Consider the following 14049-nt stretch of genomic DNA (forward strand, 5'->3'; position numbering starts at 1 on the left):
ACATCATGAGGCTGCTTTATTAAAGCTTGCAATAATTGAGTTTGAAATCGATGTATTCCTGAGTGAGTGTGCCATTCGCCGACTAAAATAACATCTGCCTTTTGAGCCTGATCTGCAAAAAAATCGACACTAATTGCTTGCCCAGTTTTTGAGTATAACTGGAAGTCATAAAAGCTGTTTATTTGAGAGGTTTCAGCCACAGATGATTGATTGCCTGATGAAGGTTGAGGAGCAGCAGAGCAACCGACCAGTAAGCTCAAACTTAATAACCGTAACATGTATTTAGCTGATTTTATTTTACCCACGATGGTATTTCCTTGCGCAGTGGCAGATGTCTAAATCGAGGCCAGAGCTTATCTAATATCTTAATCAATAGCAACGAATGATAATTATTATCAATTGATGCTTTTGATTTTATAAGTATTAGTAAAGCATTAAAAAGTCATTACAATAGGAGGGAAATAAGGATCTAAATATGAAATTATTGCTTTCCGTTGTCGCGCTCACATTTCCAGCGATGGCTTTTGCTTCTCCTAACACAAGTATTGATTCATTTTCTAAAGCTAAGCGCTTATTGATGAGTGAAGTTTATAATCAGAGCTCTGTTCGTCGTACGGTTTATTGTGATATCCCTTTTAATGCTAAAAAGCAAACTCAACTGCCATCAAGTTTTGATTATTCTTTGTATGTAAAGCGATCTCAGCGGATTGAGTTTGAACACGTCTTATAAATACCTTGTTACATGTAACTACAGGTAATGCTTTGTTTTATAAAAATTTATTTACTGTTACACTTTGGGCGCTTTTATTTAAAAAAGTACTCTAAGTTTTTTGCATTATTTTGTATTAGATTTAGTTGGTTACGGTAAATTAACTACGTAATACTTCTATTTTCAACCGAGGCTCCTTTAATGAGTGCAAAGACATACCTATCCTTTCTTTTGATCTCTTTCATAGTTCCCAACTTAAGCTTTTCTAAACGATTCAAAAAATTATAAAAAAACACCTGCTGGATTTACATTAGAAAAGCATAAGAATAGAACCAAGAAGCTGGAATTTGAACACGTTGTTTCACTCATGCGTTCGTGCCGGCATTTCCTGAGTGGAGAGATGGTCATGTTAGACGAAGATAGCGATTACATTAACACTCACTATGAAGCTCTTGCCTCAATTTTACTTATGGCTCCTAATATGTCTCCAGATGGTTGCTATATTAGTAAAGGCGTGTGACTACCCTATGATATGAAAGTAAAGGCTTTTATGGCAGGGTAGAGTTTTATCCACAATATCGTAGGTATTTAATGAATCGTGCATTCCAGTTTTTGATTGTCGCTCTATTTATAAACCCCATTCCAGTACACGCGCTTGTCAAAATGTCCGTCGGTGGCCTTTGTCATGACGAGAACAGCAGCTACTATAGTCGTACTCAGAAATTTACGCCGTATGACACGTTAGAATCATGTTTAAATGCAGGCGGTAAACTACCGGCTGGTCACAGCAGCTCTAATTCTCTTGGTTCTGACTACTCACGCAACCAGTTTGGGCATGGTTGGATGGATCTCGATCAGAATGGACTAGATACGAGGCAAGAGGTGCTTATCGCTCAGAATACCGGTAATCTGACCTATAATGAGCACGGGCGTGTTGTCAGTGGTCGATGGATTTCGATGTATAGCGGTAAAATATATTACAACGCCTCTGAACTTGATATTGACCACATTGTACCTCTGAGTTGGGCGTGGAAACACGGCGCAGACCAGTGGACGGAAGCTACCCGTAAGCATTTTGCAAATGATCCTCGTAATTTGGTAGCGGTAGGTGCATCACTCAACCGTTCAAAAGGAGATAAGGGGCTAGATGAGTGGTTACCACCAGCCAACCAGAAACAATACAAGCTGAGATTCCAGCGGATCGTTAAGATTTACGGACTGCATGAGGAATGAATGTTGGGCATTGACTCGCGTGGAAAGTGGGGTCAATGCAATACGTCACCCTAAGTCCATTACGTACTTTTCCGCCTGATTTATCATATCAAGAAACTTATTCTTATAACGCACATGTTTTCTCGGTCCATAAGATGAAACTGATTGCCATTGAGATAGAATTGCTTGGTGAACATACACAGGAAGTCGACATCAAAAGTAACTTTTGGACAAAAATCATTTAGGGCCGATGCTCGAAATAGCCCTCTATTCATTACTTAATATATTCTGACCGAACCGATTCCCCCACTAAAGTGGAAATAAAATGATAAATAAATATGCAAAAGGCAAAGTTTTCACCCCTTGCCTTTATATTTTTTGCTACAAAAATTCAAGCCGCATACCAACCATCAGCCAACACTTCTGCTTGCTCTAAAATAAGCTTAATCGCTTCATCTGTATCATCTGGCGGGTATTTCCATTTACGTAATAATCGGCGAACTAGGTTACGCATACGAGCACGAACGCTTTCACGTTTCTGCCAATCTACCGTCGCTGATTTACGTAACTGTTGAGTCAATTCAATGGCGAGTTGACGCAAATTTTCATTCCCTAACTCACGAACGGATGACTCGTTTTCTACCAAGGCGCGATAAAAAGCGATTTCATCAACCGACAAATTCAGCTTATTCAACATATCCGCATCTTCTTGCATATCTTTCGCCCACTGGATCAGCTCTTCGATCACTTGAGCGGTTTCAATGCTACGGTTATGATATTTACGTAAGGATTCCATAATGCGCTCAGAGTACTTTTTCTCCTGAACCACATCATTTTTCATCCGCGCTTTCACTTCATCACGTAGCAATTTTTCTAGCAATTCTACCGCAAGATTTTTCTCTTTCATGTTCTTAACATCTTCTAAGAACTCTTCTGAAAGCAAGCCAATATTCGGCTTATCTAACCCAACCATGGTAAAAATATCATCGACACCATCAGCAATCACAGCGTTATCTAAAATCTGTTTTAAAGCAGAATTACGCTCTTCGTCAGTACGCTTTTTATCGACCGTTGAATGCTTCATAAAGGCCGCTTTAATGGCAGAATAAAAGGCAATCTCATTCTTGTAGCCTTGGATTTCATCCATGGTATTACATAAAGAATACGCCTTACTTAAAGCGGCCATCACATCTAAGAAACGGCGCTTACCATCACGTGCTTCATTATCAGAACTTTGTGGCATCGAAGTAGATAAACCAGATATATGGTTCACCGCACCCGGCAATAAACGCAGAGCTTGAGTTTCAAAATCAGGGCGATAGTCAAATACCTTGCCATCAACCGGAGTTGCGAACATGCCACGAACGATGTCGATTTTTTCCATCAACACCGCAAAGGCTTCGGCCGTATCGACTGTAGGCTGACCTTTACCTTGGCTGCTGGTGTAGGTTTTCAGGGCATTTTTTAGCTCATTGGCGATACCAATATAATCCACCACTAAACCACCGGGCTTGTCTTTAAACACTCGATTCACACGCGCAATCGCCTGCATGAGGTTATGCCCTTTCATGGGTTTATCGATATACATGGTATGACAACACGGCGCATCAAAACCGGTCAGCCACATGTCACGGACTATCACCAATTTGAGTTCATCGTCAGTGTCTTTGTAGCGTTTCTCAAAGAGCTTCTTGGTCTTTTTGTCGTGAATATGTGGCTGCATTTTTTCTTTATCAGAAGCGCTGCCCGTCATCACGATTTTAATCACACCTTTATCGGTATCATCGTGATGCCATTCCGGTTTGATCGCCACAATCGCATTGTATAAATCAACACAAATCTCACGGCTCATTGCCACCACCATGGCTTTGCCCGGGAAGGTTTCAGTACGTGTTGTGAAATGTTCAACCAAGTCTTTAGCAATCTGTTGAAGGCGAGGCTCAGCGCCCACCAATTTCTCTAACGCTGCCCATTGTGATTTGATTTTCTCACGGCTTTCGGTTTCTTCGTCTTCGCCAATTTCTTCTTCAACTTCATCGTTCAAGACTTCGATTTTGTCTTGATTGATATCGAGTTTCGCAAGGCGAGATTCATAATAAATCGGCACTGTTGCACCATCATCCACCGCATCTTGAATATCATAAACCGAGACATATTCACCAAAGACACCACGAGTATCTTTATCGTCCATGGCAATTGGCGTACCGGTAAAGCCAATAAAAGACGCATTCGGCAAGGCATCGCGCATGTATTTAGAATAACCGAACACATATTTATGCGACTTCACTTCACCCTTTTCATCTTTGACTTCAACCAGTTTGGATTTATTTCCGTATTGGCTGCGGTGCGCTTCATCAGACACCACCACAATATTGGCGCGAGTCGATAACACCGGATGCGCCGTTTCTTCGGCAATCAAGGCAAATTTTTGAATCGTAGTGAAGATAATGCCACCGGATTGGCGGTTAAGTAATAACTCACGCAGGGCATCACGGTCATCGGCTTGTTGCGGGATTTGTTTTAGTGTCTCTTGCGCCATGCCGAAGGTGTTATACAACTGACCATCGAGATCATTTCGGTCTGTCACAACCACAATGGTTGGGTTATTCATGCTTGGCTGTTGTAGAAGCTTACTGGCATAACACACCATTGAGATACTTTTGCCACTGCCTTGGGTATGCCAAACCACCCCGGCTTTACCACTGCCGGGTTTGATTTTATCTAAGCCTTTGGTTGAAGCAGTTTTATATGGGATCACGTTATCCGCCACCATGCGATCATCTAACAAGGCTTCATCTGCTTGCTTGGCTTTAACCGTGGCTTCAACTGCCGCTCGTACTGCATGGAATTGGTGATAACCGGCGATTTTCTTAATGATTTTGTCGTTATCGTTTTCAAACAATACAAAGTATCGAATGTAATCGAGCAATAAATCCGGCTTAAAGAAACCGCGAACCATAGTTTCTAGTTGGAATTCTAATAACGGTTTGTCATCTTCGTTAGTGACCGTTTTCCATGGTAAGAAACGTTCTTTATTGGCCGTTAATGAACCAACTCGCGCCGTCCAACCATCACTGACAATTAATGCTTCATTGAAAACAAATAAGTCTGAAATTTCATCTTTATAGGTTTGCAGTTGATTATAGGCATTCCAAATATCCGCATGTTCATCGGCTGGGTTTTTCAGCTCAATAACAGAAATCGGCAGACCATTGATAAACGCCACCACATCAGGGCGTCGATTGCCTTTTATGCCTGCAATCGTGAATTGATTCACCACCAAAAATTCATTGTTATCGGGATTGGTAAAATCCATCAACTGGACATGAGTATGTTTGGTTTTGGTTTCACCTGCTTCATAGACCGTATATTCCACCGGTATGCCTTCGATAAGGTATTTATGAAAGCTGCGGTTACTTTTGATTAATACAGGCGTATCAGGCGTTGAAATCGTATTCACCACCTCAACAAGGCATTCTTCCGGTAAATTGGGGTTTAAGATAGCGAGTTGTTTTTGCAGACGTTGCTTTAACACCACTTGATGGTAGTCGTCACGCTCAGGCGAGATACCATCTGGGGCGATATCATAACCATTCAGATAGGTATAATTTTGTTCTTTAAACCAATCGAGGCAAAGCTGTTCTAGTTGGTCTTCCGTGATCTTCATAATTAAAATCAACCTTTATCTTGTAGGGTCATAATATGCTCTCAATCTTTCAGTAGAATAAAGTGCTCAACCAAACGTATCATTAATTCTTTTTGTTCCGGCAAGCTTTCTGCCACCAATAAAGCCAACGCCACTAAGGTATTGTCATTAACCAATTCATTCACCGACTTGGCTAATAAATGCTGGTTTTGCTGTAAATACCATAAGAACAAGAATGAGCCGGTTCGCTTATTCCCATCAGCTAGTGGATGGTTTTTAATCACAAAATACAATAAATGAGCGGCGCGACTGGCGACATTAGGGTAAAACCACTCACCACCGAAGCCTTGTTCAATCGTGCTTAAACTCGAAGCTAAACCATTACCACGTAATTGACCAAACAACTCGGTCGCTTCGCCTTTATCCATCAGGTTTTGTTTTAACTCAGCAATGGCAGCAAGTACCGATTCAAGCTCCAAAGGCAACATTGCATCTTGTTTTTGAGTTACGTCAACCAAGCTTTGTTCATCATAGCCTTGTAATAAAGACCACGAACGTGCGTATTGTGCAATTACATTGACCACCGCAGAGCCATCTGCATTGACTAATGCTTGGTTGGTTAGCGTTTTCGATAGCAGGTTTAACGCTTGGTTAAATTCAATTCCGCGTTCAACAAGACGCTGTTGGTTTAAAGTGTAACCTTCGATCAGATGTTGCTTTAATGTTTTGGTCGCCCAAATACGAAATAATGTGGCACGTTTAGAACTTACTCGATAACCGACCGAAATTATGGCATCAAGGTTATAGTGTTTAAGCTTACGCTTAACTTGTCGTTTCCCTTCTAATCGAACTATCGAGAAATCCTCGATAGTTGAGTTTTCGACCAATTCATCTTCTGCGTAAATATTTTTTAAGTGCAGGCTAATGTTATCTATTGAGGTGTCAAATAACTCTGACATTTGCGCTTGGGTCAGCCAAAGTGTGTCATTAGATCGTTTAATCTCCAGCTGTAACTGCCCATCTTGGGTGATGAAAATCTCATTCTGTGGTTGAACGTCATTCATATTATCAGACCCCAATTTCTATTCAGTCGCCACTGGCTCTAACTCGATTTCGCCGGAAAGCAATTTATTATTAATTTTAGGCTTCATGCTTTAATTTTATTGCCTTCCAACTGTATTTGGATTTAGTTTTGTCCCATGACATTACTCTTGTTACTGTCACAAGAGTATCGTTCTGCATATCTGCGACCAGATTTCTCGGTATGTAGGTATCCTCTACAAACCCAAAGCCTTTAGGGGTGATATTTACTCTCCCTTTGACTTCAGAAATATCTGAAGATGTCTTAGGTCCACAACTAAGTGACGACACTACATCCTTTTGACCATTCTCTTCACGAAGAGTCAATTCTACATAATCACCAACTTTCGGATTCTCTTTGCTTTTATGAAGCCCGAGACGAACAGAAGTCGAGTATGTTCTAGTAACATAAGCATGGAAGCCTTTTCCAGAACGGTGGATGTTTTCAATGATAGCGATAACTTTCTTCGTCGGTCCGTAAATGTAATCTTGAGCATCTCTAGATATAGAATTTAAAAAAGGATTAAGTTGCTTCTCATCAACACTAGAGTCATACCAAGGTTGCAAAGATAGTTGTTCTAGCTCAGGTTTTATCTTCCAGCCATGGGCTTGGTATGCCGAAAGAGCAGTTTTCAGGCACATGGAGGCTTCAACATGCCGTTGATTACCGAGCAACAAAGGAATAATCCCCTGAAAAAGCTTCAGGCTAAAAGTAACGTCATGCGCAGACACGATGCCTTTAGCAAAAAATTTCATTGCCAAGTCACGATTTTGTTTTTGATAAGTCGCGGCCAGAGCCCCCCAAGCCCATGCTTCCTTTTGCTTCTTTCGCAGAATTGGCAAAATAAGTGAACGCGCTTGCTCATACTGACCTGAAACTATGAGACATTTTGCCTGATCATAATCCAACCAAATCATATGTTTGACATCAGATGCTTGTTGGCGCGTTAGGTGGATGAATTCCATCACTTGATTCAAATCTAACTGCCAAGGTTCCCGAGCTCTAAGCCATGCACTAGCAACTTGTCGTGCCGTTGAAAGCATTAAGCTTGGTGCTTCACCCTTTTCAGCTTGAAATGGTTTTTTAGCGTCATCATCGAACAAGGCAGCTTTCTGGCGAAGAACAAGATGAATCAGTGTCGGAAACCACTCAAGGTTCTTTTTAAACTGAACCAGCAACATTTTGTGTTCTAAGCCACCTGCTGGGATCTCAAAATTAACTATTGTTTGCAGTAGGCTTTCTATTTTATCAAACTCAAAATCGCTAGGACGATAGTTGTTTGAAGACGCTCCACGCTTGGCGATCTTCTCTTGCTGTTGCTTGATAAATTCATAGCAGACCCAAAACAAGGCTCCTTTCAAATATGAATCTTGTGGGGATTGTTCTAATGCGGAAAAACCGTAATTCCAAGCCTCTTGGAGTTGGCCTGATTTACGTAGGTTACCGACGATCCGGAAAGGTTGTTCAGTTGACATAATTTAAACCCTCCCTAAATTGGTTTAGAACTATTTCACTGTCCACATGTTCAACTTTGATCGACGATACCAGTCCTTTACCGCTAACATTTAAGTCCAGTTTAATGTGTCCATTAACACCAACGAAAGTCAAAAAAGCTTTGTACTGTGTTTTTTCCTCAACCAAAACAGTGCTCCACCCTTTGCTACTCAGATATTGGATTAATTCGTTTGCAGCAGATTCAATGGATTCGTTTTGATAGTTTGGCTGTGTAGATAACATTGACACTACAGTTTGATAATCAATAGACTCCGGCTTTAACCTCACCGATTGAATGGTGGTTTCATCTTTTTTGTTGTAGCTGAATTGAACGGTAGCGGATGAACCGTCATTTTTCTCAAGCTCATAAACTTGTTGATAGGGGCGACCTTGAATTACATCGCTAATACGCCATTCACTACCTTTAAGTAGTCGACTAATAGTCAGGTAGATCTTTGGGAACAAAGTATTAGAAACATCAAAGCCTACAGGCAATTTATCGCTAGCTGATTGCTCAGGGTCAAAATAGAAGCGAGGCTTGACTACAATTGGACTAATTTTTTTCGGAGTTAGCTGCCAACTTGCATTCGAAATTGGGTTTAAAGTCGGGTAATGCAGTAACCCTATGTTTGCTGTTGAGCAGCAAGTAACTGTATACAGCCAACGAAAATAACTATCTGATGAATGGTTAGCATTATCATGACAACATGAGGCATCAGCGTATACCTGTTCCCACCCTATATAGCCTTGAGCGCGATGCACAGTGAGGGCATATGCAAACCGTAGTCTAGCAGCATTGAAGTAGGGGCTGTTCATGATCGAGTATGCTAGCAGCTTTTGGTACTCCTCCTGTTTCAAGCGATATTCTTGATCTGTGGAGTGATTTTTAGCTTCATCTAGTATTCGTTTCTGATTCTTAAGCTTTGCAGTAGCTTCTTCGCGAGCAAAAATATTAAGGGCGACAAGCTGGTCAGGTGTCAGGTCTGGAGTTTCAGCAGAAAGGTATTCAGGAATGTAACGAACCCTGACATTTCCAGCTCCTTCAAAATGAATAGTTGCTGTTGCAAAATGTAATACAGTCCCTGCTTTTCTTCCTTTTAGTAGGATGGTTTTCGTTTCTATTTCCGGATCAACATTGACAACCTGCCCAAAAGTACCAGAGTTTATCCATGTGGTATCAGTAAAATCATCATTGATACCAGCAGCCCTATTGTGGACATCAACAACATCCCCAACAACTAGAATTGACATATCTTCAGTCATCAAGAACTTTCTGCGAATACCTCTGTTTACCTTAAAGGCATCAACGTTTTTGGCACATAAGAATACAGTCCGTTTTGGCCACGCCACGAGAGCACGACCAATTTCATCAGTATGCTTACCTACAACCACCTCTGCAACATTTTGCCCACTAACATCCGGCAAGCGACTAAATGTGTTATTTGACAGTGCAGAAATGAGTGGTAGTTGGAATCGTGAAAGCTCATCAGAGCTTACTTGTTCATTCAACTCACAAGTTGAAAACATGATGTTCTTGTCTTTAAAAACTTCGCCAATGAGCAAGCTTCGTTGAATACTTCCTCGTGTTAATTGGAATGGGTCACCAACCAATAGCATCTTCGGCAAGGCTGCGTTGTTTTCAATCAATGCTGTCAACATATCTTGTAGTAGGTAACCCGTACCGTACCGTGTTGTTTCTGTTTCAAACTTATCATCACCCAACAAGTGTGCATCTAGAAATATGAGTACTTCCCGAGTTGCATCCGGTATTGTCAAAGAAACATCGTAGCAAGCTTTATCTTTCTCAAGCCTACTTGGTCGGCTTGCGTATAACCAAGAATAAATAGATTGCACATCAGAAAAACCTAGTGCTTTGTATTTATTCGCGATACGAGCATTAGGGCTAAGGAATAGTGGGCTTTTTCCTTGTTCAGAAAGTAAATCTTTAATTATCTTGAGTACTGTCTTCTTACCACTATTTTTCGCTCCAATAATTGACAATACCGTATTTTGAGTGCTAGTAAGCCAAGAGGTAGCGCTATCGATAGCTCGTTGCTGGGTTGGAGTTAATCGTACACGCTTCTCAGTATCTGTTGCACTCTGGGGGATAGCATTAATGATAGGTGTGTTACCATCAGGATTAAACGATGGTATATCTAAACTCGTTATAATTTTCTCTATTTCAGAGCCAGATAAGTCAATTGCGGTGCTAGTGATAGCATCAATGGTTCTTACTACATGGCTCATATCCGAGACATGAAACCAGCGGCTTATACCTGTTGGAATCTGCTTATCATCAAAACGAATATCCTGATGGAACAGGCACAGACCAGCGATATGCCCAAGCTGCGGCTCTGATTGAAATACCACGCTCTCTTGCAGGTAGTTCAGTAGAGTAAACTTGTTGTTGCGAATTTGCTGATAGGGGTTAGTGCTGCCACCACCTTTCACTATCACACCGTTCGCATACCAACTGCCATTTTCACTGAATGAAACATCACCACCGTAATCTTTAAAATCGATAACGACAACAGCATGGGATTTTATGATAAGGGCATCCACCGGACGCCCAGCTACATACACATTACCAATTAGATGCAACGGTTCTTCTCTATCTTCCCATACTGCCTGCAAGAGATCATAGAGCTTATTGAACACTTTGTTCTCATGTGTGAATTCAAAGGGAGTAGCTCTGTAAGCATGAAAACTCATAGTGCAACCTCTAACTTTTCAGTAGTGGGATACTCACTTTTTTTCCCTTGAATACAATTCACCACGTATACTTGTACTTTTAACCAACCAAAATTGTTATTTTCTAATATTGCTCGTATATTCATTGTTATTTTTCCTAAGCAAACTCGACAATGATTCTATGTTTTAATTTTTTCTAGTTAATTTCCGTGTTCCCCTAACTCAATTTCGCCCGAAAGCAATTTAGGGAGGAGGGTGTCGCGTAGCGTGGCTAACTGGTTGCTCTGGAGTCGCAAGTTAAGACCTTGATTGATTAATGGCAATAGAACTTCATCCAGTTTTTCTCTTAATGCTTTTGGAGGGATAACACACAAAGACTCACTTAAATGGCCTCGTTTTATGTGTCCCATAGTTACCGCTTTATCTTTAGCTATTTGCTGAAATTTCGCTAAATGATGCTTTGTCCAGTATAGGTATAACGGTAGGTTATATTCCTCACTAGTAACCTTGAAAAGGTGTTGATTTAACGCAGCATTACCACCAGTCCATAGATCAATCATCAAAGTCCCCGACCATGAGAAGATCATGTCACCATCATATACTCTGCAAGATTCTTTAATATCTGTACGAGCCTTCTCCTTTCCGTCACAGTAACCTTGACGTAATTGAGCAATTTTTAGAACGGGTAGAAAATCATCCCCCTCAGACTCTGGTCGAAATTTTTGCAATGCTAACCCATTTTGAAAATGCGCAACTTTGTCTAGAGGTTTCACCTCCCACCCCTCCGGAATCAAACCCAACTCAGACTCAACGAGCTTTTCTGGAAAAAGCGAGGCAGTGGCTTCATCCATACCTTCGGGTTGTTCACCACGCATTTTGGCTTTGACGGGATCAAAATCAACAAACCATGATTTGAAGATAGCTTGTGCCATTTCTTCTAAGGTCTGGTTGGTTTGAGTGTTTAGCGCCATTTTTGAGGCAATATCAGACAATGATTTCGCAACCATATCCTCATTACTAATTCGAGGAATATTCAAGGCTTTTAATACAGGAATTCGAACATTACTAACTGTGGAACCTGTTCCCTCATTCCAAGCTATCTGCTGCTGGACGTAAGTAGATTGCAAAGCCCAAAATAGATATTGTCCATTTACATCAGATTTTGGACGTAATAATACCTGTCTCTGTCCTAAGCAGCACTTTAAGCCTTCCGGTATCATGCATACTTCACCCATCGGGGCTTCACGCGTAAATACGATATCACCTGCTTTTGGGGCTGCTCGTTTTATTCGTTTTAGATAATCTTCTTCGTTAGTAAAACTAGGAGCGGAAAGATCTAGAACACCATTTTTGATATTCTGATTTCGTAAGACAATAATCCCTTCATCAGTCCATTTCGGTGTTGAATGAGGACAGTCAACTACAAGTTCGCACAATGAATCTAAAGTCGCGGTTTCAAAGTTCATAACCTAACCCCGTTAGATTATTCTTAATCTCAGCTTCAAGCTTGGCTGATTCGGCAAACTGCTCACTTAATTTCGTCGTTAAGGTTGCCATCTTTTCAGCAAATGGAATTCCGTCATCGACTTCATCCGCCGCGCCTACATAACGGCCCGGTGTGAGTACAAAGTCGTGCTTGGTGATTTCTTCTAACTTGGCCGATTTACAGAAACCGGCTTGGTCTTCATAGGTCACGCCATTGACCGCTTCACCGGTTTTCCAAGCGTGGAATAAATCCGCCACTTTTTGAATGTCGTCCATGGTGAAATCACGCAATACGCGGTCTTTCATATAGCCAAGGTTACGCGCATCAATAAACAGCACCTCGCCTTTACGCTCACGCAGTTTGCGGCCTGCTTTGTCATTACGGGCGGCTTTGTTTTTGGTTAAAAACCAGATACAAGCTGGGATTTGGGTGTTGGTGAACAGTTGCCCCGGAAGCGCAACCATACATTCAATCAAATCTTCTTCTATAAGCTTTTGACGAATAGCACCTTCGTTATTGGTGGTTGAACTCATTGAACCATTGGCAAGTAATAGAGCTTGAGAGCCATCTGGTGCAAGGTGATGAAGCATGTGTTGCATCCAAGCAAAGTTGGCATTGCCTGCCGGTGGCATACCGTATTTAAAGCGCTGATCGTTTTCATCAACGCCGGTATTCCACTCTTTCATGTTAAACGGTGGGTTTGCCATGATGAAATCAGCACGTAAATCTGGATGCTGAACATTGGTGTAAGTGCTGGCTGGCTCTTTGCCGAAGTCATAATCCAGACCACGGATCGCCATGTTCATTGCTGCTAACTGCCATGTGGTGTGGTTGTATTCTTGACCGTAAATTGAAATACGTGACTTTTGCGTTAACGGATCAACTTGCTTTTCATGGGCATGACGCTCGATGAATTTTTCCGATTGCACAAAGAAACCGCCTGAACCCATTGCCGGGTCATACACACGACCTTCGAACGGTTCAATCATTTCAACAATTAAGGTGACGATAGACGCTGGCGTATAGAACTGACCGCCTTTTTTGCCTTCTGCTAACGCAAATTGACCCAGCATGTATTCATACACATGGCCTAAGATGTCTTTACTGTTGAGCGAGGCATGATCAAAAGGAATGGTCGCGATCAGGTTGATCAATTCATTCAGTTTGGCTTGGTCGATACGTAGAGCAGAATAGGATTTGTTCAGTACGCCTTTCAGCTTAGGATTATCGCGCTCAATACCTTCTAAAGCGTTATCAATTAAGTGACCGACTGAGGTGATTTTTTTCATTTTGTCGCCAATTTGAAGATCAGCGCCACCAATTACTAATGGGCCGTTATCTTGTAAAAACTGCCAACGTGATTCTTGTGGCAACCAGAACACGTTTTTCTCGGTGTAGTAATCGCGTTGTTCCAGTTCGATTTGAATTTCTTCGGCAAGTTCTTCTGCTGAGTAATCGCTTGGATCTAAGTAGTATTCATTTTCAGGGTTAGCTAGATCCGCTTTGATTTCTTCTTGGCGTAAAGTGAACGCATCCGATACATATTTGACGAAGATAAGCCCAAGCACAGCGTGTTTATATTGCGCGGCATCTAAGGTTGAACGTAGTTTATCAGCGGCATTCCATAGCTTTGATTCAAGCTCTTTTAAAAACTGTTGTTCTGTTTGTTTCATAATGAGTTTTCTTGTTTAGAAAGATTACTTCAATCATATCATTAGATGTCACATTGT

General features: G+C 41.4%; 9 protein-coding genes. 2 read left to right on the forward strand and 7 right to left on the reverse strand.

The features are described 5' to 3' along the window. On the reverse strand, positions 1 to 305 hold a 305-nt coding region (locus FH976_RS09750; protein WP_194090671.1), incomplete at its 3' end, for a ChaN family lipoprotein. Positions 306 to 475: 170 nt separating this feature from the next. Between FH976_RS09750 and FH976_RS09755 the strand changes: the two genes are divergently transcribed. Together FH976_RS09755 and FH976_RS09760 are read left to right on the forward strand one after the other, a co-directional pair. Then, the gene (locus FH976_RS09755) at positions 476 to 730 is read left to right on the forward strand and encodes a hypothetical protein (RefSeq protein WP_194090672.1); all 255 of its coding nucleotides are present in this window, start codon (positions 476 to 478) and stop codon (positions 728 to 730) included. A 642-nt stretch (positions 731 to 1372) separates the two neighbouring features. Then, positions 1373 to 1942, forward strand: coding sequence for an HNH endonuclease family protein (locus tag FH976_RS09760; protein WP_228767397.1), 570 nt, complete (start codon positions 1373 to 1375; stop codon positions 1940 to 1942). 370 nt (positions 1943 to 2312) lie between these two features. On the opposite strand, the gene FH976_RS09765 is transcribed toward FH976_RS09760, so the two are convergent. The 6 genes from FH976_RS09765 to FH976_RS09790 all read right to left on the reverse strand — a co-directional run bounded on the left by FH976_RS09765 (position 2313) and on the right by FH976_RS09790 (position 13992). Next, positions 2313 to 5588, reverse strand: coding sequence for a type I restriction endonuclease subunit R (locus tag FH976_RS09765; RefSeq protein ID WP_194090674.1), 3276 nt, complete (start codon positions 5586 to 5588; stop codon positions 2313 to 2315). Positions 5589 to 5629: 41 nt separating this feature from the next. Next, on the reverse strand, positions 5630 to 6631 hold the full coding sequence (gene rhuM, locus FH976_RS09770; protein ID WP_194090675.1) for a RhuM family protein: 1002 nt from the start codon (positions 6629 to 6631) through the stop codon (positions 5630 to 5632). Between the two features lie 76 nt (positions 6632 to 6707). After that, positions 6708 to 8123 (reverse strand): tetratricopeptide repeat protein, encoded by a 1416-nt coding sequence (locus FH976_RS09775; protein ID WP_194090676.1) that lies wholly within the window; start codon positions 8121 to 8123, stop codon positions 6708 to 6710. Further along, on the reverse strand, positions 8113 to 10854 hold the full coding sequence (locus FH976_RS09780; protein ID WP_089110806.1) for an NERD domain-containing protein/DEAD/DEAH box helicase: 2742 nt from the start codon (positions 10852 to 10854) through the stop codon (positions 8113 to 8115). Before FH976_RS09780 ends, FH976_RS09775 begins: the two co-directional genes overlap by 11 nt. Before the next feature lie 179 nt (positions 10855 to 11033). Continuing rightward, entirely contained in the window at positions 11034 to 12299 is a 1266-nt protein-coding gene (locus FH976_RS09785; RefSeq protein ID WP_194090677.1) for a restriction endonuclease subunit S, read from the reverse strand. After that, positions 12289 to 13992: a type I restriction-modification system subunit M gene (locus FH976_RS09790; RefSeq protein WP_194090678.1), complete on the reverse strand. Its 1704-nt coding sequence runs from the start codon at positions 13990 to 13992 to the stop codon at positions 12289 to 12291. The genes FH976_RS09785 and FH976_RS09790 overlap by 11 nt, the downstream gene beginning before the upstream one ends. Positions 13993 to 14049: the final 57 nt, after the last annotated feature.

This window comes from Vibrio hibernica (genome assembly GCF_015223435.1).
In the GTDB taxonomy this organism is placed as follows: Bacteria; Pseudomonadota; Gammaproteobacteria; order Enterobacterales; family Vibrionaceae; genus Vibrio; species Vibrio hibernica.

Excerpts from the sequence above, each read along its gene's own strand:
- FH976_RS09785 (WP_194090677.1), bottom strand. The coding sequence starts at position 12,299 with ATGAACTTTGAAACCGCGACTTTAGATTCATTGTGCGAACTTGTAGTT.
- FH976_RS09775 (WP_194090676.1), bottom strand. The coding sequence starts at position 8,123 with ATGTCAACTGAACAACCTTTCCGGATCGTCGGTAACCTACGTAAATCA.
- rhuM (WP_194090675.1), bottom strand. The coding sequence starts at position 6,631 with ATGAATGACGTTCAACCACAGAATGAGATTTTCATCACCCAAGATGGG.
- FH976_RS09790 (WP_194090678.1), bottom strand. The coding sequence starts at position 13,992 with ATGAAACAAACAGAACAACAGTTTTTAAAAGAGCTTGAATCAAAGCTA.
- FH976_RS09765 (WP_194090674.1), bottom strand. The coding sequence starts at position 5,588 with ATGAAGATCACGGAAGACCAACTAGAACAGCTTTGCCTCGATTGGTTT.
- FH976_RS09755 (WP_194090672.1), top strand. The coding sequence starts at position 476 with ATGAAATTATTGCTTTCCGTTGTCGCGCTCACATTTCCAGCGATGGCT.
- FH976_RS09780 (WP_089110806.1), bottom strand. The coding sequence starts at position 10,854 with ATGAGTTTTCATGCTTACAGAGCTACTCCCTTTGAATTCACACATGAG.
- FH976_RS09760 (WP_228767397.1), top strand. The coding sequence starts at position 1,373 with ATGTCCGTCGGTGGCCTTTGTCATGACGAGAACAGCAGCTACTATAGT.